Below are 16,915 nucleotides of genomic sequence, written 5' to 3'. Positions count from 1 at the left end.
TCACTCCCGACTCGGCCCGCCTCCCGCGTGGGGCACCCCGCGAGGGCCCTCAGCCGGTGCCGCGCAGGTGGACGACGTCCCCCGCGCTCACGGGCTCCCGCACCCCCTCGGCCGTGGCGAGGACAAGGCGCCCGTCCCCGTCCACCGCCACCGCCTCACCGGAGACCGCGCGCCCCCCGGGCAGCTCCGCCCGCACCTCGCGTCCGAGGGTCGCGCACCCGGCCGCGTACGTCTCCTGGAGCCCGCACGCGGCCGGGTCGCCCCCGGCCCCGCGCCACTCGCCGTACCAGCGCTCCAGGCTGCGCAGCACCGCGCGCAGGAGCGGGTCGCGGTCGGTGCTCGCCGCGCCCGCGAGGGCGAGGGAGCCCGCGTGCGGCACGGGCAGCTCCGCAGCGCGCAGGCTGACGTTGAGGCCGATGCCGATGACGACGCCCCCGGCGCCCGCTCGCTCGGCGAGGATGCCGCCGGCCTTGCGCTCCTCCCCTTCGACGGTGACGAGCAGGTCGTTGGGCCACTTCAGGGCGGTGTCGACCCCGGCCGCCCGGGAGAGCCCGGTGGCGACGGCGACGCCGGTGAGCAGGGGCAGCCAGCCCCACCGCTCGACGGGCACCCCCTCCGGCTTGAGCAGGACGGAGAAGAACAGGCCCGAGCGCGCGGGCGCGGTCCAGCGCCGGTCGAGCCGGCCGCGCGCGGCGCTCTGCGCCTCGGCGACGAGCACGGCGCCCTCGGGCAGCTCGTCGGCGCGGGCGGCCAGGTCGCTGTTGGTGGAGCCGGTGGACTGCACCACGTCGAGCGAGCGGTAGAGCCCGCCCTCGCGGACGAGCGCGCGGCGCAGCGCGGCCGCGTCGAGGGGCGGGCGGTCCAGGTCGCTCCAGCGGTTCCCGGTGTTGTCTGGGTCATTCGACGGCGTCATGCAAGCCACCCTAGGTGTGGTAAACGCCGCACTGCACAGGCGTATCCGCGCCGATACGCTACGAGTCAGTAGCCAGCGTCGTAAGCCCCTCACCGTCCCCTTTGAGCAGGCAGGGAGCCGCGTCCCGATGTCCGAGCCGCACGAGCCCAAGCAGCCCTCCGCGCAGCCCCAGGAGCACCGTCAGACCCCGGCGCCCGCCGGGGGCGATCCCGGCGCCGACATCCACACGACCGCGGGGAAGCTGGCCGACCTGCGGCGCCGCATCGAGGAGGCGAACCACGCCGGTTCGGCCCGCGCGGTCGAGAAGCAGCACGCCAAGGGGAAGTTGACGGCGCGCGAGCGCATCGAGCTGCTGCTCGACGAGGGCTCGTTCGTGGAGCTGGACGAGTTCGCCCGGCACCGCTCCACCGACTTCGGCATGGAGCACAACCGCCCGTACGGGGACGGGGTGGTGACCGGCTACGGCACGGTCGACGGCCGCCCGGTCGCCGTCTTCTCGCAGGACTTCACGGTCCTCGGCGGCTCGCTCGGCGAGGTCTTCGGCCAGAAGATCATGAAGGTGATGGACTTCGCCCTGAAGACGGGCTGTCCGGTGATCGGGATCAACGACTCGGGCGGCGCCCGCATCCAGGAGGGCGTCATGGCCCTCGGGATGTACGGCGAGATCTTCCGCCGCAACACCCACGCGTCCGGCGTGATCCCGCAGATCAGCCTCGTCGTCGGCCCGTGCGCGGGCGGCGCGGTGTACTCCCCGGCGATCACCGACTTCACGGTGATGGTCGACCAGACCTCGCACATGTTCATCACGGGCCCGGACGTCATCAAGACCGTCACCGGCGAGGACGTCGGCTTCGAGGAGCTGGGCGGCGCCCGCACGCACAACGCGACCTCCGGCGTCGCGCACCACATGGCGGGCGACGAGAAGGACGCCATCGAGTACGTCAAGTCGCTGCTGTCGTACCTGCCGTCGAACAACCTCAGCGAACCCCCGGTCTTCGCCGAGGAGGCCGACCTGGAGGCGACCGACGAGGACCGCGAGCTGGACGTGCTCGTGCCCGACAGCGCCAACCAGCCGTACGACATGCACACGGTCGTCGAGCACGTCCTGGACGACGCGGACTTCTTCGAGACGCAGCCGCTGTTCGCGCCGAACATCCTCACCGGCTTCGGCCGCGTCGAGGGCCACCCGGTGGGCATCGTCGCCAACCAGCCGATGCAGTTCGCGGGCTGCCTCGACATCGACGCGAGCGAGAAGGCCGCGCGCTTCGTGCGCACCTGCGACGCCTTCAACGTGCCCGTGCTCACCTTCGTGGACGTCCCGGGCTTCCTGCCGGGCGTCGGCCAGGAGCACGAGGGCATCATCCGCCGCGGCGCCAAGCTGATCTACGCCTACGCGGAAGCCACGGTCCCGCTGATCACCGTGATCACGCGCAAGGCCTTCGGCGGCGCGTACGACGTGATGGGCTCCAAGCACCTGGGCGCGGACCTCAACCTGGCCTGGCCGACCGCGCAGATCGCGGTCATGGGCGCGCAGGGCGCGGTGAACATCCTGCACCGCCGCACGATCGCGGCGGCCGGGGACGAGGCGGCCCAGGAGGAGACCAGGGCACGGCTCATCCAGGAGTACGAGGACACGCTCCTGAACCCGTACACGGCCGCCGAGCGCGGTTACGTCGACGCGGTGATCATGCCGTCCGAGACCCGCTCGCACCTCGTGCGCGGCCTGCGTCAGCTGCGGACGAAGCGGGAATCCCTGCCTCCGAAGAAGCACGGCAACATCCCGCTGTAGCCGAGCCGCACACGTCCGTGACCCGACCCCCGAGGAGTCCCTTCGTGATCAAGGTCGTACGGGGCAACCCGACCCCCGAGGAGCTGGCCGCCGCCCTGGCGGTGGTCCAGGCGCGCGCCGCGGCGGCCGCGCACGCGCCGTCCGGCGCGCCCCGCACCCCGGACGCCTGGGCGGACCCGGCCCGCGTGGCCCGCGAGCGCCTGCCGCAGCCGGGCCCCGCGTCCTGGGGCCGCACGTACTGGCCCGTGTGACGCCCGCGGTGGGGGCGGCGGCCCCGCCCCCACCGCGGCGGTTCAGCGTCCGAGCACGGACCCGAACCGCTTGTTCTGGTACGTCAGGCCGAACGCCTTCTCACTGATCGCGTACGCCCCCGCGGTGCCGGCCCCGTCCTTCGTGCCGCGCAGGACCCAGGCGGAGCCGTCGTTCCACCGGGCGCCGGGGAACACGTCCTCGCCGGAGGCGGCGACGAGGACCTCGGCCCTGCCGTCGCCGTTCGTGTCCCGCGCCTGGACCGCGGAGCCGAAGCGGTCGTCGTCCTCGGCCACGCCCGGCACGCCCGGCGTGTCCTGGCCGAGGCTCTGCGCGCCCGCGCCCGTGAGGCCGGTGGCGGAGCCCTTGAGCACGTACACGGCGCCGGTGGCGTTCCTGCCGTCCAGGTCCTCGGCCGGGGCGCCCACCACGACGTCCGCGTAGCCGTCGCCGTCGACGTCGCCGACCGAGGCGCTCGTACCGAAGTCGTCGCCGTCCTCGCCCTCGTCCGGCACGCCGGGGCTGTCCTGGTCGAGCACGGTCGTGCCGCCGCTGCCGGGGCCGCGCCTGCCTCCGTAGGAGACGGCGACCGCGCCGCCGTTGGGGGCGAGCATGTCGGTGATCACGAGGTCCTCGTACCCGTCCTTGTCGACGTCTCCGGAGCCCTCGATGCCGACGACGGTCTCGGGCAGGGCGGTGGACGGCCTGGTGAACGTCACGCCGGTGCGGCCGCCCCGCCAGTAGAAGATCCGGCCGCGGATCTCGTCGGCCTCCATGTTCTCGGTCCCGGAGGCGACCAGGTCGTCGTCGCCGTCGCCGTCGTAGTCCCCCGCCTCCACCCGCTCGACGACGGGGAAGGTGTCGCCGCCGTGGAGGCTCAGGCGCTGCTGCTTCGGCGCCCGGGTCCGGGTGAAGCCGTCGCCGGACAGGCTGACCGCGCCCCAGTAGGAGCGCGTGGCGAGCTGCTGCTTGCCGTCGCCGTCGAAGTCGCCGACGGCCACGGACGCGCCGTAGTGCACATCGGTGCCGGGCTGCGGCGAGCCGAGGCTCAGACCGCCGTGCACGAGCCCGCCCCTGCCGCCCCACAGCACGGTCATGAGGCCGCGCTGCTCGTTCTCGCCCGACACCCCGACGACCAGGTCCGCGTACCCGTCGCCGTCCATGTCCCCGGTGTCGTACGCGGCGCCGAACCGGTCCCGCTCCTCCGGCACCCCCGGCACCTTCGCCGAGGCCTGGCTCACCAGCTGCTTGCGCCCGCCCGCGACCCCGTCCGCCGACCCGTACAGGACGGCGACGTGCCCGGCCTTCTTGACGCCGTTCACGGTCGCGTCGGGGGTGGCGAGGACCACGTCGCCGTAGCCGTCGCCGTCGAAGTCGGCGGCAGCCTTCGCGGCCGGTGCGGGCGCGGCGGCGGCCGTGCCCGCGAGCGGAACCACCAGGCCCCCGGTGGCCACGGCGGCCGTGGCCACCGCCAACAGGACCTTTGTGCGCGTAGCGCGCATATCAGAACGCTCCAATCCCAGAGAACCGACGCGTGGTTGACACCTGGACACCCTCCCGGGGTTGTACGGGTGAACGAAGGACCCGCGGAACTTAGGTACGCGTACTCAGGCGCGCCCCCGCCCCCGGCGCGCACCATCGGAGCCATGCTGTGGTCCGACCCGGAGAACGACCCGCCCAAGGACATGCGGGACATGCAGGCCAAGATGCGCCGCGCGGGCGTGCTCCTGGCGGTGGCCATGCTCCTCGCGATGCTGATCCTGGGGATCATCTGAGGCGGCGGGGCCCGGCTACGCTGGCCGCATGAGTGATCAGCCCACCCGCCGACTCGTCCTCGCCTCCCAGTCCCCCGCCCGTCTGGGCCTGCTGCGCCAGGCGGGGCTCGCCCCCGAGGTGATCGTCAGCGGCGTCGACGAGGACGCGGTCACCGCCCCCACCCCGGCCGAGCTGGCCCTGGCCCTGGCCCGGGCGAAGGCGTCGGTGGTCGCCGCGCGCCCGGACGTCAAGGGCGCCCTGGTCATCGGCTGCGACTCGGTCCTGGAGCTGGACGGCCGGGCCCTCGGCAAGCCCGCCGACGCCGAGGAGGCCACCGCCCGCTGGAAGTCCATGCGCGGCCGCGCGGGCGTCCTCCAGACCGGGCACTGCGTGTACGACACGGCATCGGGCCTGCACGTCGCCGCCACGGCCTCGACGGTGGTCCGCTTCGGCGAGCCGTCGGACGAGGAGATCGCGGCGTACGTGGCGAGCGGTGAACCCCTGCACGTGGCGGGCGCGTTCACGCTCGACGGCCGCTCCGCCCCGTTCATCGACGGCATCGAGGGCGACCACGGCAACGTCATCGGCCTCTCCCTGCCGCTCCTGCGCCGCCTCCTGGGCGAACTGGGCGTCGGCATCACCCAGTTGTGGGCCCGCTAGCGCGAGGCCTCACAAGGCGCCTCAGACGGCCTGGGGAGCCCCGTCGCCGGGCGGCGGGGCCTCCGCCTCGGCGCCCTGGTGCTCGTAGCGTTCGTAGGCCATCAGCGTCAGCACGATGAGGCCGAGCACCAGCATCATGAACGCGAACGCGAGCCAGCCCACCAGGCCGACCGCGAACGCGCCGAGCACCGCGTGCAGCACGGCCGCGCTGATCAGCACGGCGCGGCCGAAGCCGCCCGGCGCGCGGTCGCGCACGGCGACGCGCGCGAGCAGGAAGCCGCACAGCGCGAGGTGGAGCCCGAAGACGCCGCCCGCGATCCACGCCGAGACGCTCATGGCGTGCGGGTCGAGCCCGGCGAGGGACATGCCCTGCTCGTCGACGACGAGGCCCAGGAACCAGTTGAGGAACGCGATCCCGGCCGCCTCCGCACCCAGCACGACCGCGCCCGCCCACGCCACTGCTCTGCGCGCCACGGCGTACCACCCACTCTCCACCGACCGGTGTTACCGCTAGTACGTACGAGACATCGGGCACGCTACTAACGAGTAAACCGAGGGACAAGAGCCGAGGCGGAAGCAAAGATTCATTGGGCCATTCGTAGGGACTCCACAAAGAAAGCTCCCGCGCCGCAGCGCGCTCTCACAGAGACCTTGACCACACCGGAGGGCTACGCTGCCCGGAAGGGACCCTGCGTACCACGGTGCGACAAGGGATTTCGGGGGTCGAGCGCGCCTCGGATCACGCTCCGTGTGGGCAAGCTCACCAATGGGGACGGGTCGAAAGGCCGTGTCGGCAGTCCCTAAACTCGGCTTGTTTCAAGGAGGGAGCCATCGTGCGCAAGGTGCTCATCGCCAACCGTGGCGAAATCGCTGTCCGGGTCGCCCGGGCGTGCCGGGATGCGGGGATCGCGAGCGTCGCCGTCTACGCGGACCCCGACCGGGACGCGCTGCATGTGCGGGCCGCAGACGAGGCGTTCGCCCTCGGCGGTGACACTCCGGCGACCAGTTATCTCGACATGGCGAAGGTGCTCGCCGCCGCCAAGGACTCCGGGGCGGACGCCGTCCACCCCGGCTACGGCTTCCTCTCCGAGAACGCCGAGTTCGCCCAGGCCGTCCTGGACGCCGGCCTCATCTGGATCGGCCCGCCGCCGCAGGCGATCCGGGACCTGGGTGACAAGGTCGCCGCCCGGCACATCGCGCAGCGCGCGGGCGCCCCGCTGGTCGCGGGCACCCCGGACCCGGTCTCGGGCGCCGAGGAAGTCGTCGCGTTCGCCGAGGAGCACGGCCTGCCCATCGCCATCAAGGCGGCGTTCGGCGGCGGCGGCCGCGGCCTGAAGGTCGCCCGCACCCTCGAAGAGGTGCCGGAGCTGTACGACTCCGCGGTGCGCGAGGCCGTCGCCGCCTTCGGCCGCGGCGAGTGCTTCGTGGAGCGGTACCTGGACAAGCCGCGGCACGTCGAGACCCAGTGCCTCGCCGACAAGTTCGGCAACGTGGTGGTGGTCTCGACCCGTGACTGCTCGTTGCAGCGCCGCCACCAGAAGCTGGTGGAGGAGGCCCCGGCCCCCTTCCTCTCGGACGCCCAGCTGGAGGAGCTGTACAGCTCCTCGAAGGCGATCCTGAAGGAGGCCGGCTACGTCGGCGCGGGCACCGTGGAGTTCCTGGTCGGCGCCGACGGCACGATCTCCTTCCTGGAGGTCAACACGCGCCTCCAGGTGGAGCACCCGGTCACCGAGGAGGTCGCGGGGATCGACCTGGTCCGCGAGATGTTCCGCATCGCCGACGGCGAGGAACTCGGCTACGGCGACCCCGAACTGCGCGGCCATTCCTTCGAGTTCCGCATCAACGGCGAGGACCCCGGGCGCAACTTCCTGCCCGCGCCCGGCACCGTCACCAAGTTCGCGGGCCCGTCCGGCCCCGGCGTCCGCCTCGACGCGGGTGTCGAGTCCGGCTCGGTCATCGGCCCGGCCTGGGACTCGCTGCTCGCCAAGCTGATCGTCACCGGGCGCACCCGCAAGGAGGCCCTGGAGCGGGCCGCGCGCGCCCTCGCCGAGTTCGAGGTCGAGGGCATGGCCACCGCCATCCCGTTCCACCGCAAGGTGGTCACCGACCCGGCGTTCGCGCCCGAACTGACGGGCTCCGACGCGCCGTTCACGGTCTTCACCCGGTGGATCGAGACCGAGTTCGTCAACGACATCCCGCCGTTCGCCCCGGTGGGCGGCGACGCCGATGAGGAGGACGGCGACCGCGAGACGATCGTCGTCGAGGTCGGCGGCAAGCGCCTTGAGGTCTCCCTGCCGGCCGGCATGGGCATGTCCCTCGCGCGCACGGGCCTCTCGGCGGGCGCCAAGCCGAAGCGCCGCGCGGCGAAGAAGTCCGGGCCCGCGGCCTCCGGCGACACCCTGGCGTCCCCGATGCAGGGCACCATCGTCAAGGTCGCGGTCGAGGAGGGCCAGGAGGTCAAGGAGGGTGACCTCATCGTGGTCCTGGAGGCCATGAAGATGGAGCAGCCCCTGAACGCCCACCGCTCCGGCACCGTCAAGGGCCTTCAGGCCGAGGTGGGCGCGAGCCTCACCTCGGGCGCGGCCATCTGCGAGATCAAGGACTGACCTTCCCGGCGCGGGCCTTTCGGGCCCGCGCCACCGCCTGGCGCCCACCCGCCCCTTCCCGGGCCGGTGGGCGTTAGGCTTTCCGCCCGTCCGGCGACCGAGGAGGCCGTATGCGCGCCGATGCCCAGCGCAACCACCAGCGCCTCCTGAAAGAGGCCCGCTCCGCCTTCGCGGAGCACGGCACGGACACCTCCCTCGAAGACGTGGCCCGCCGCGCGGGCGTGGGCATCGGCACGCTGTACCGGCACTTCCCGAACCGCCACGCCGTCATGAGCGCCGTGTTCGAGGACGCGGTGAGCGACCTGCTGCGCCGCTCGCGGGAACTCCTGGGCGCCCCGCAGCCCTGCGCGGCCCTGGTGGAGTGGCTGCGGGCGCTGGTGACGCACGCGAGCGAGTACCGGGGGCTCGCCCGGGCGTTGATGTCGGTGATGTCGGTGTCGCGGGACGACAGCACCCCGCTGGGGCGGTGCAGCCGCCCCATGCGGGAGGCGGGCGCGGCCCTCCTCGCCCGTGCGCAGGCGGCGGGCGCGGTACGCGCGGGCGTGTCCATCGAGGACCTGCTCCAGCTGACGAACGCGATCGCCCTGGCCGCCGAGGAGTCCCCCGACGACCCGGAGCTTGCCGACCGCCTGCTCACCCTGACCCTGCGCGGCCTCAAGGCCCACCCTGCGGACCCGTCCGGCGGCTGAGGACGAGACGCGCAGCGCCCCGCCCCCGGGCCTACCGCCGGCGCAGGTCGGCCACCCGCGCCGACCTCTCCCCGGGCTGCTGGTCGCCCAGGACCGCCGCGCTGCGCAGCTGCGGCCCCTGGCCCCCGTGCCCCCGCCGCTGGCCGGGCAGCGGCACGTCCCTGCGGGGCTGGCGGCCCGTGGGGACGGAGTCAACTCCGGGGGCCTGACCGGGGCCCGCCGCTCCGCCCGCCACGGCGATCTGCACGCCCTGGTCCGCCAGGGCCTGGAGTTCCGTGGCCGCGCGGTCGTCGTGGGCGGGCGGTTCGTCGGTGACGAGCCGGGTGATGACGTCCGTCGGCACGGTCTGGAACATCGTGTCGGTGCCGAGTTTGGTGTGATCGGCGAGGACCACGACCTCGGCCGCCGCCTGGACGAGCGCGCGGTCCACGCTCGCGGACAGCATGTTCGATGTGGACAGGCCGCGCTCGGCGGTCAGGCCACTGCCGGACAGGAAGGCGCGCGAGACCCTCAGGCCCTGGAGCGACTGCTCCGCACCACTGCCCACGAGGGCGTAGTTGGAGCCGCGCAGGGTGCCGCCGGTCATGACGACTTCCACTCTGTTGGCGTGGGCCAGGGCCTGGGCCACGAGCAGGGAGTTGGTGACCACGGTCAGGCCGGGTACCCGCGCGAGCCGGCGGGCCAGCTCCTGCGTGGTCGTACCCGCCCCGACGACGACGGCCTCGCCCTCTTCGACGAGACCCGCCGCGAGATCGGCGATGGCCGTCTTCTCGGCGGACGCGAGATGCGATTTCTGCGGAAAGCCGGACTCCCGCGTGAATCCGCCCGGCAATACCGCACCGCCATGCCGGCGGTCGAGGAGTCCTTCTGCCTCCAGCGCGCGCACGTCCCGCCGTACGGTCACTTCGGAGGTCTGGACGACGCGGGCGAGCTCACGGAGCGACACAGCCCCGTTGGCCCGCACCATTTCGAGGATCAATTGGCGACGTTCTGCAGCGAACACGAAACTGACAGTAACCCCAACGACCGTCTGCTTTCAGCAGTTTGCGCCGAATTACAGAAGTTGTACGCACGACAGGGGTGGAAGTGGTATAGGGGTACTCCACGCGCCTATGCCGCCCGCATGGACGGCAACAGGCTGTGACCTGCGAAGAGTTGAATCCGGCCGCCGGAGGGATCAATTCCGGCGGCCGTGGACGGCACCCTGGGGCGGCGGGGGCGCCGGGGAGGCGCCAGGTTCAGGCCTCGGCGCTCGTCTTGCGGGTGTGCAGCTGCCGGGCCACCTCGGCGATCGACCCCGAAAGCGAGGGGTACACGGTGAAGGCGTTGGCGATCTGCTCCACCGTCAGATTGTTGTCGACCGCGATCGAGATGGGGTGGATCAGTTCCGAAGCGCGCGGCGCGACGACCACGCCGCCGACCACGATGCCCGTGCCGGGGCGGCAGAAGATCTTGACGAAGCCGTCCCGGATGCCCTGCATCTTCGCGCGCGGGTTGCGCAGGAGCGGCAGCTTGACCACCCGGGCGTCGATCTTCTCCGCGTCGACGTCGGCCTGGGTGTAACCGACGGTGGCGATCTCGGGGTCGGTGAAGACGTTCGACGAGACGGTCTTCAGGTTCAGCGGCGTCACCGCGTCGCCCAGGAAGTGGTACATCGCGATGCGGCCCTGCATGGCGGCCACCGAGGCCAGGGCGAAGATGCCCGTGACGTCACCGGCGGCGTACACGCCCGGGGCGGAGGTGCGCGAGACGCGGTCGGTCCAGATGTGCCCGGAGTCCTTCAGCTTGACCCCGGCCTCCTCCAGGCCCATGCCGCTGCTGTTGGGGATGGCGCCGACGGCCATCAGGCAGTGCGTGCCGGAGATGACGCGCCCGTCGGCGAGGGTGACCTCCACGCGGTCGCCCACGCGCTTGGCGGAGGCGGCGCGGGTACGGCCCATCACGTTCATCCCGCGGCGCCGGAAGACGTCCTCCAGGACGGCGGCGGCGTCCGGGTCCTCGCCCGGCAGCACGCGGTCGCGCGACGACACGAGCGTCACCTTGGACCCGAGCGCCTGATAGGCACCGGCGAACTCGGCGCCGGTGACGCCGGAGCCGACCACGATCAGCTCCTCGGGCAGCTCGTCGAGGTCGTACACCTGCGTCCAGTTGAGGATGCGCTCGCCGTCCGGCTGCGCGTCCGGCAGCTCGCGCGGGTGGCCGCCGGTGGCGAGCAGGACGGCGTCGGCGGTGAGCCGCTCCTCGGTCCCGTCGGCCGCGCGCACGACGACCGTGCGCGAGCCGTCCATGGCCTGCTGGCCCTCCAGGCGCCCGCGGCCGCGCAGCACGCGCGCGCCCGCCCGCGTCACGGACGCGGTGATGTCGTGGGACTGCGCGAGCGCGAGCCGCTTCACGCGCCGGTTGACCTTGCCGAGGTCCACGCCCACGACCCGGGCGGCCTGGTCGATGTGCGGCGTGTCGTCCTCGACGATGATCCCCAGCTCTTCGTACGAGGAGTCGAAGGTGGTCATCACCTCGGCCGTGGCGATCAGGGTCTTCGACGGCACGCAGTCGGTGAGCACCGACGCCCCGCCCAGACCGTCGCAGTCGACGACGGTCACCTCCGCGCCGAGCTGGGCCGCGACCAGCGCCGCCTCGTATCCGCCGGGTCCGCCACCAATGATCACGATCCGAGTCACGTACCCCATTCTCCCGCACGGCCGGAGCGGCGAGCGAGCGGGGGCGGATCCGGCCCGTCCGGCGCGCGCGGGGCAGGCCCGGGGCAGGAGCGGAGCGCCGGCGAGGAGCCCGGCCCCAGAACGGCAACTGCGTAGGGCGCCCACGCCGGAAGGTCGTACCCTCGACCACATGTCGCTCTACGCCGCGTACGCCGGCAATCTCGACGCGCGGCTCATGACGCGCCGCGCCCCGCACTCGCCGCTGCGCGCGACCGGCTGGCTGAACGGCTGGCGGCTGACGTTCGGCGGCGAGCACATGGGCTGGGAGGGCGCACTCGCCACGATCGTGGAGGCCCCGCGCTCCCAGGTCTTCGTCGCCCTGTACGACGTGGCGCCGATGGACGAGGACTCCATGGACCGCTGGGAGGGCGTCGGCCTCGACATCTACCGGCGCATGCGGGTGCGGATCCACACCCTGGAGGGCGAGGAGCCCGCGTGGGTCTACGTCCTGAACGGCTACGAGGGCGGCCTGCCGTCGGCGCGCTACCTCGGGGAACTCGCCGACGCCGCCGAGTCCGCGGGCGCCCCCCACGACTATGTGATGGAGCTGCGCAAGCGCCCCTGCTGACCGCTGAGGCAGCAGCCGGGCGATCAGCTCGTCGGAAACGACAAAGCAACGATCCCATTCCCGTGAGCCTCGTCATCTACGCGCGTAGGGCGTGACCGGCTACCCTCGTCGGCGTGAACGCTTCAGTTATTCCGGACGACATCCACGGCGACCCGTACGCCGCCGCCGACGCCGCCGCCACGCGCCTGCGTGAGCTGACGGGCGCCGAGACCCACGACGTCGCCCTCGTGATGGGCTCCGGCTGGGCACCGGCCGTCGACGCGCTCGGCGCCCCCGAGGCCGAGTTCCCGGTCACCGAGCTGCCCGGCTTCCCGCCGCCCGCCGTCGCGGGCCACGGCGGCAAGATCCGCTCCGTCAAGGTCGGCGACAAGCGCCTCCTGGTCTTCCTCGGCCGCACGCACTACTACGAGGGCCGCGGTGTCGCCGCCGTCGCGCACGGCGTGCGCACCGCCGTCGCCGCGGGCTGCAAGACCATCGTGCTCACCAACGGCTGCGGCGGCCTGCGCGAGGGCATGCGCCCGGGCCAGCCGGTCCTGATCAGCGATCACCTCAACCTCACGGCGACCTCCCCGATCGTCGGCGCGAACTTCGTGGACCTCACGGACCTGTACTCGCCGCGCCTGCGCGCGCTGTGCAAGGAGGTCGACCCCACCCTCGAAGAGGGCGTGTACGCGCAGTTCCCCGGCCCGCACTACGAGACGCCCGCCGAGATCCGCATGGCCCGCACCATCGGGGCGGACCTCGTCGGCATGTCGACGGTCCTGGAGGCCATCGCGGCGCGCGAGGCCGGGGCCGAGGTGCTCGGCATCTCCCTGGTCACCAACCTGGCCGCGGGCATGACCGGCGAGCCGCTGAACCACGAGGAGGTCCTCCAGGCGGGCCGCGACTCGGCGACCCGCATGGGCGAGCTGCTCGGCAAGGTCCTCGGCCGCCTCTGACCGCCCCGCCCCAAGCCGTACGACCCCCTTCACGGAGAGGCTGACCACACGTGCAGGACCACCAGGAGCACGACGTACTCATCTCCCGGGCCCAGGCGTGGCTCGACGAGGACCCGGACGCGGAGACCCGCGAGGAGCTGGCGAAGCTCGTCGCGGGGGCGGACGATGCGGACGTCCTGGCCGACCTCGCGGCCCGCTTCGCCGGCACGCTCCAGTTCGGCACGGCCGGGCTGCGCGGCGAGCTGGGCGCGGGCCCGATGCGGATGAACCGCTCCGTGGTGATCCGCGCGGCCGCGGGACTGGCCGCGTACCTGAAGGGCAAGGGCCACTCCGAGGGCACTGCGGGCCTGGTCGTCATCGGCTACGACGCCCGCTACAAGTCGGCGGACTTCGCGCGGGACACGGCGGCCGTGATGACCGGGGCGGGGCTGCGCGCCGCCGTCCTGCCCCGGCCGCTGCCCACGCCGGTCCTGGCCTTCGCCATACGGCACCTGGGCGCCGTCGCGGGCGTGGAGGTCACGGCCAGCCACAACCCGCCGCGCGACAACGGCTACAAGGTCTACCTCGGCGACGGCTCGCAGATCGTGCCGCCCGCCGACGGCGAGATCGCGGCGGAGATCGCCGCGGTGGCGAGCCTGCACGACGTGGCCCGCCCGGAGTCCGGCTGGGAGGTCCTCGGCGAGGAGGTCCTGGAGGCCTATCTGGCCCGCACGGACGCGGTCCTGGCCCAGGGCTCGGCCCGGGCCGCCCGGACCGTCTACACGGCCATGCACGGCGTCGGCAAGGACACGCTCCTCGCCGCCTTCGCGCGGGCCGGCTTCCCCGAGCCGGTGCTCGTGGCCGCGCAGGCCGAGGCGGACCCGGACTTCCCGACGGTGGCGTTCCCGAACCCGGAGGAGCCGGGCGCGATGGACCTGGCGTTCGCCACGGCCCGCGAGGCACGCCCCGACCTGGTGATCGCCAACGACCCGGACGCGGACCGCTGCGCGGTGGCCGTGCCCACCGACGCCGGGCGGACCGCGTGGCGCATGCTGCGCGGCGACGAGGTGGGCGCGCTGCTCGCGGCCCATCTGGTGCGGCGCGGCGCACAGGGCGTCTTCGCCGAGTCGATCGTGTCCTCGTCGCTGCTCGGCCGGATCGCCGAGAAGGCGGGCCTCGGCTACGAGGAGACCCTCACGGGCTTCAAGTGGATCGCCCGCGTCGAGGGCCTGCGGTACGGCTACGAGGAAGCGCTCGGCTACTGCGTCGACCCCGAGGGCGTCCGCGACAAGGACGGCATCACGGCGGCGCTCCTGATCACCGAGCTGGCCTCGGAGCTGAAGGAGGAGGGCCGCACGCTGCTCGACCTCCTCGACGACCTGGCGGTGGAGCACGGCCTGCACGCCACCGACCAGCTGTCGGTGCGCGTGGAGGACCTGTCGCTGATCGCGGACGCGATGCGGCGCCTGCGCGAGCAGCCGCCGGTGAGCCTCGCCGGGCTCGCGGTGACGCGCGCGGAGGACCTGACCGAGGGCTCGGCGCAGCTGCCGCCCACGGACGGCCTGCGCTACACCCTCGAAGGCGCGCGCGTGATCGTGCGCCCCAGCGGCACCGAGCCCAAGCTGAAGTGCTACCTGGAGGTCGTGGTGCCGGTCGCGGACCGGTCGGGCCTGCCGGCGGCGCACACGCGGGCCGCGGAGCTGCTCGACGCCCTGAAGCGGGACTTCGCCGCGGCAGCCGGAATCTGAGCCCCGGGCCGCCACCCGTACGGGTGGTTCCGCGCGGCAACTGACGCAGCGTGCAGGTGCGCTGCCGGTCACCCCAGGAAGGGTCCGACCGGTAGCGCACCTTCTCGTTCGTCACGCTCGGGAGCCGCAGTGCCGTACGGACCCCTCGCCCGCCTCTCCGCCGACACGCCGTTCCGCGTCCCCTCCTCGCGCCGCTCCCGTCCCGCCGCGCGACCGCAGCGGGGCCGCCGCGCGCGGGCGGGCGACGCACTGCGGCACGCGGCACCCGCGCTCCTGGCGTATGCCGCGGTGCGCGTCCTCGGCCTCCTCGTGTTCGCCTTCTGGGCGCGCCGCGAGCACCGCGGTGTCTGGCACCTGCTCGCCGAGTCCTGGGACTGCGACTGGTACCTGAAGATCGCCGGGCAGGGTTACGCGGACACGCTCGGCCACGCCTTCGACTCGAACAACCTGGCGTTCTTCCCGCTGTACCCGCTGCTGATCCGGGCGGGCGAGCAGCTGGCGCCCGCGCCGCGCGGGGCGGTGGGCCTGGCGATCGCGTTCGCGGCCTCGTTCCTCGCGGCGTGGGGGATCTTCAAGGTCGGCGACCGGCTGCACGGGCGGCGGGCCGGGGTGCTGCTCGTGGTGCTGTGGGCGTGCCTCCCGGTGTCGCTCGTGCAGTGGATGGGCTACACGGAGTCCCTGTTCACGGCGTTCGTGGCGTGGTCCCTGTACGCGGTCCTCACCGGGCGCTGGGTGTCGGCGGGGGCCCTTGCCGCGCTCGCGGGCCTGACGCGGCCGACGGGGATCGCGCTCGCCGCCGCGGTGAGCGTGACGGCGGTGCTCGCGCTGCGCCGCCGCTTCTCGGCGGCCGCGCTCGCGGGCGCGGTCCTCGCGCCCCTCGGCTGGCTCGCGTATGTCGGCTGGGTGGGGGTCAGGCTCGGCCGCTGGGACGGCTACTTCGCGGTGCAGAAGTGGTGGCACAACGAGTGGGACGGCGGGGTCGGCACCCTGCGCTGGGTGAAGAGCCTGTTCCTCGTGGAGCGGCCGCAGCTGTTCCTGGTGATGGTGACGCTGGTGCTGTTCGGCGCGCTCGTGCTGTTCGCGATGTCGGTGGCGGGGCGCGAACAGCCGCTGCCGCTGCTCGTGTTCACGGGCCTGCTGCTCGCGATCGTGCTCGGTTCCCGCGGGGTGTACTTCCCCCGGGCGCGGTTCCTGATGCCGGGCTTTCCGCTGCTGCTCCCGGTGGCGCTTGCGCTCGCCCGGGCCCGGGCGCGGGTGGTGGTGCCGGTGCTCACCGGCGCGGCCCTGACGTCGGCGGCCTTCGGCGGGCACATGCTGCTCGTGTGGCTCGGCCCGCCGTGAGGCGCGCGGGCGGCGGGTGCGCCGGGGTGCGCCCGCGCTTGGGTGCACACTGCATCCCGGCCTCGGCCGTGTGGAATCCGGTCCCGTTCCCGGGAAGTCGGCACCCGCCCGGCGCGCGGGGCACCGCGGGAAGACAACGATGCCTCACTATGGAAGCGCTGTCCGGCGGCTCCCCGGCCCCCCAGTGGGAGCCGGCGGCTCGGGCGCCCCGCCACCCCCCCTTGCGAGGCGCCTCCCGGCCGGACACGGCAGTGGCCGTGTCCGGCCCCCATCCGTCCCTGCGGGCTCAGCCGGTCGCGAGCAGCACGGCCAGGACGACCGCTCCCGCCAGGCTCGGGCCGAGGATCTCGTACGCCCAGCGCACCTGCGGCTCGCCCTGCGCGTCGGCCGCGCCCTCGCGGCGCTCGGCGATCTCCCGCAGGTCGTCCATGGCCTGGTCGCCGGGCGCGCGCGTGTTGTCGTGCGCGGTGCCGGGGCGGACCAGGCTCGCGGACGGGTCGTCCGACGCGACCTGCCGCGCGTGCCGCTGCGCGGCCCTCTTGCGGCCGCGCAGGGACACCGGGATCGCCCAGAGCTGGTACTTGGTGCCGTCCTGCGTGAAGACCTCGTTCGAGTATCCGGAGCGGAGCCCCGAGACCGTGCCCCACGGCAGGACGATCGTGCGGAAGGGGTTGCGCACCCGCAGCCGGTCCTCGCTCGCGTACACGGCGGGCCGCACGGTGTAGGCGACGACGAGCGGCACCGCGAGGAGCAGCCCGGCGAGGGCCACCCAGGGGGTGCGCCCCTCGCCCCGGATCAGCGCGTCGACGCCCAGCCAGGCACCGATCGCGAGCAGCAGGACACCGCCCGCGATGGCCGCGTGCGACCGGTAGACGCGGTCCTTGTACGCGGGAGTGGGCTCCGCCGGGGTGGGCTGCGGGTCGCTCGTCATACGGCTGATTCTGCCTGACGCGCCGACGGCCG

General features: G+C 73.5%; 16 protein-coding genes. 10 read left to right on the top strand and 6 right to left on the bottom strand.

Annotation, left to right across the window (positions count from 1 at the left end):
• Positions 1-49 precede the first annotated feature (49 nt).
• Entirely contained in the window at positions 50-913 is an 864-nt protein-coding gene (locus AC07GB_RS33395; protein WP_478852105.1) for a biotin--[acetyl-CoA-carboxylase] ligase, read from the bottom strand.
• Positions 914-1,040: 127 nt separating this feature from the next.
• Here AC07GB_RS33395 and AC07GB_RS33390 point away from each other — a divergent pair, with 127 nt between their 5' ends.
• Both AC07GB_RS33390 and AC07GB_RS33385 read left to right on the top strand, forming a co-directional pair.
• The gene (locus AC07GB_RS33390) at positions 1,041-2,702 is read left to right on the top strand and encodes an acyl-CoA carboxylase subunit beta (RefSeq protein WP_478852103.1); all 1,662 of its coding nucleotides are present in this window, start codon (positions 1,041-1,043) and stop codon (positions 2,700-2,702) included.
• A gap of 44 nt (positions 2,703-2,746) precedes the next feature.
• The gene (locus AC07GB_RS33385) at positions 2,747-2,953 is read left to right on the top strand and encodes an acyl-CoA carboxylase epsilon subunit (protein WP_478852101.1); all 207 of its coding nucleotides are present in this window, start codon (positions 2,747-2,749) and stop codon (positions 2,951-2,953) included.
• A gap of 42 nt (positions 2,954-2,995) precedes the next feature.
• On the opposite strand, the gene AC07GB_RS33380 is transcribed toward AC07GB_RS33385, so the two are convergent.
• Positions 2,996-4,453 (bottom strand): FG-GAP and VCBS repeat-containing protein, encoded by a 1,458-nt coding sequence (locus AC07GB_RS33380; RefSeq protein WP_478852099.1) that lies wholly within the window; start codon positions 4,451-4,453, stop codon positions 2,996-2,998.
• 144 nt (positions 4,454-4,597) lie between these two features.
• Between AC07GB_RS33380 and mmpB the strand changes: the two genes are divergently transcribed.
• Positions 4,598-4,726 (top strand): morphogenic membrane protein MmpB, encoded by a 129-nt coding sequence (gene mmpB / locus AC07GB_RS33375; protein ID WP_361831922.1) that lies wholly within the window; start codon positions 4,598-4,600, stop codon positions 4,724-4,726.
• A 28-nt stretch (positions 4,727-4,754) separates the two neighbouring features.
• On the top strand, positions 4,755-5,366 hold the full coding sequence (locus tag AC07GB_RS33370; RefSeq protein ID WP_478852097.1) for a nucleoside triphosphate pyrophosphatase: 612 nt from the start codon (positions 4,755-4,757) through the stop codon (positions 5,364-5,366).
• Between the two features lie 21 nt (positions 5,367-5,387).
• Here AC07GB_RS33370 and AC07GB_RS33365 read toward each other — a convergent pair whose 3' ends face one another.
• Positions 5,388-5,840 carry a hypothetical protein gene (locus AC07GB_RS33365; RefSeq protein WP_478852095.1) on the bottom strand — a complete coding sequence of 151 codons (453 nt, stop codon included), beginning with the start codon at positions 5,838-5,840 and terminating at the stop codon, positions 5,388-5,390.
• 359 nt (positions 5,841-6,199) lie between these two features.
• Between AC07GB_RS33365 and AC07GB_RS33360 the strand changes: the two genes are divergently transcribed.
• Both AC07GB_RS33360 and AC07GB_RS33355 read left to right on the top strand, forming a co-directional pair.
• The gene (locus AC07GB_RS33360; protein WP_478852093.1) at positions 6,200-7,972 is read left to right on the top strand and encodes an acetyl/propionyl/methylcrotonyl-CoA carboxylase subunit alpha; all 1,773 of its coding nucleotides are present in this window, start codon (positions 6,200-6,202) and stop codon (positions 7,970-7,972) included.
• 110 nt (positions 7,973-8,082) lie between these two features.
• Positions 8,083-8,661 (top strand): TetR/AcrR family transcriptional regulator, encoded by a 579-nt coding sequence (locus AC07GB_RS33355; protein WP_478852091.1) that lies wholly within the window; start codon positions 8,083-8,085, stop codon positions 8,659-8,661.
• Between the two features lie 31 nt (positions 8,662-8,692).
• Here AC07GB_RS33355 and AC07GB_RS33350 read toward each other — a convergent pair whose 3' ends face one another.
• Both AC07GB_RS33350 and AC07GB_RS33345 read right to left on the bottom strand, forming a co-directional pair.
• The gene (locus tag AC07GB_RS33350) at positions 8,693-9,664 is read right to left on the bottom strand and encodes a DeoR/GlpR family DNA-binding transcription regulator (protein WP_478852089.1); all 972 of its coding nucleotides are present in this window, start codon (positions 9,662-9,664) and stop codon (positions 8,693-8,695) included.
• A gap of 235 nt (positions 9,665-9,899) precedes the next feature.
• The gene (locus AC07GB_RS33345) at positions 9,900-11,348 is read right to left on the bottom strand and encodes an NAD(P)H-quinone dehydrogenase (protein WP_478852087.1); all 1,449 of its coding nucleotides are present in this window, start codon (positions 11,346-11,348) and stop codon (positions 9,900-9,902) included.
• Between the two features lie 160 nt (positions 11,349-11,508).
• On the opposite strand from AC07GB_RS33345, the gene AC07GB_RS33340 reads away from it, so the two are divergent.
• From AC07GB_RS33340 to AC07GB_RS33325, 4 genes are all read left to right on the top strand, one after another.
• Complete coding sequence (locus AC07GB_RS33340; protein ID WP_138961494.1) at positions 11,509-11,946, top strand: gamma-glutamylcyclotransferase family protein; 438 nt, start codon at positions 11,509-11,511, stop codon at positions 11,944-11,946.
• A gap of 113 nt (positions 11,947-12,059) precedes the next feature.
• Positions 12,060-12,884 carry a purine-nucleoside phosphorylase gene (locus AC07GB_RS33335; RefSeq protein ID WP_478852085.1) on the top strand — a complete coding sequence of 275 codons (825 nt, stop codon included), beginning with the start codon at positions 12,060-12,062 and terminating at the stop codon, positions 12,882-12,884.
• A 50-nt stretch (positions 12,885-12,934) separates the two neighbouring features.
• Positions 12,935-14,611, top strand: a complete 1,677-nt coding sequence (locus AC07GB_RS33330) for a phospho-sugar mutase (protein WP_478852083.1) — start codon at positions 12,935-12,937, stop codon at positions 14,609-14,611.
• Positions 14,612-14,740: 129 nt separating this feature from the next.
• Positions 14,741-15,952, top strand: coding sequence for a hypothetical protein (locus tag AC07GB_RS33325; RefSeq protein ID WP_478852081.1), 1,212 nt, complete (start codon positions 14,741-14,743; stop codon positions 15,950-15,952).
• 286 nt (positions 15,953-16,238) lie between these two features.
• Here the strand turns inward: AC07GB_RS33325 and AC07GB_RS33320 are convergent, their stop codons facing one another.
• Positions 16,239-16,883 (bottom strand): PH domain-containing protein, encoded by a 645-nt coding sequence (locus AC07GB_RS33320; RefSeq protein WP_478852079.1) that lies wholly within the window; start codon positions 16,881-16,883, stop codon positions 16,239-16,241.
• Between the last annotated feature and the right edge of the window lie 32 nt (positions 16,884-16,915).

The sequence above is a fragment of the Streptomyces sp. NPDC045778 genome (genome assembly GCF_056431945.1).
This window is presented reverse-complemented; position numbering and strand designations above follow the sequence as displayed.

Coding starts and splice junctions, on each gene's coding strand:
- AC07GB_RS33345 (WP_478852087.1), bottom strand. CDS start 11,348: ATGGGGTACGTGACTCGGATCGTGATCATTGGTGGCGGACCCGGCGGA.
- AC07GB_RS33370 (WP_478852097.1), top strand. CDS start 4,755: ATGAGTGATCAGCCCACCCGCCGACTCGTCCTCGCCTCCCAGTCCCCC.
- AC07GB_RS33355 (WP_478852091.1), top strand. CDS start 8,083: ATGCGCGCCGATGCCCAGCGCAACCACCAGCGCCTCCTGAAAGAGGCC.
- AC07GB_RS33390 (WP_478852103.1), top strand. CDS start 1,041: ATGTCCGAGCCGCACGAGCCCAAGCAGCCCTCCGCGCAGCCCCAGGAG.
- AC07GB_RS33340 (WP_138961494.1), top strand. CDS start 11,509: ATGTCGCTCTACGCCGCGTACGCCGGCAATCTCGACGCGCGGCTCATG.
- mmpB (WP_361831922.1), top strand. CDS start 4,598: ATGCTGTGGTCCGACCCGGAGAACGACCCGCCCAAGGACATGCGGGAC.
- AC07GB_RS33380 (WP_478852099.1), bottom strand. CDS start 4,453: ATGCGCGCTACGCGCACAAAGGTCCTGTTGGCGGTGGCCACGGCCGCC.
- AC07GB_RS33320 (WP_478852079.1), bottom strand. CDS start 16,883: ATGACGAGCGACCCGCAGCCCACCCCGGCGGAGCCCACTCCCGCGTAC.
- AC07GB_RS33395 (WP_478852105.1), bottom strand. CDS start 913: ATGACGCCGTCGAATGACCCAGACAACACCGGGAACCGCTGGAGCGAC.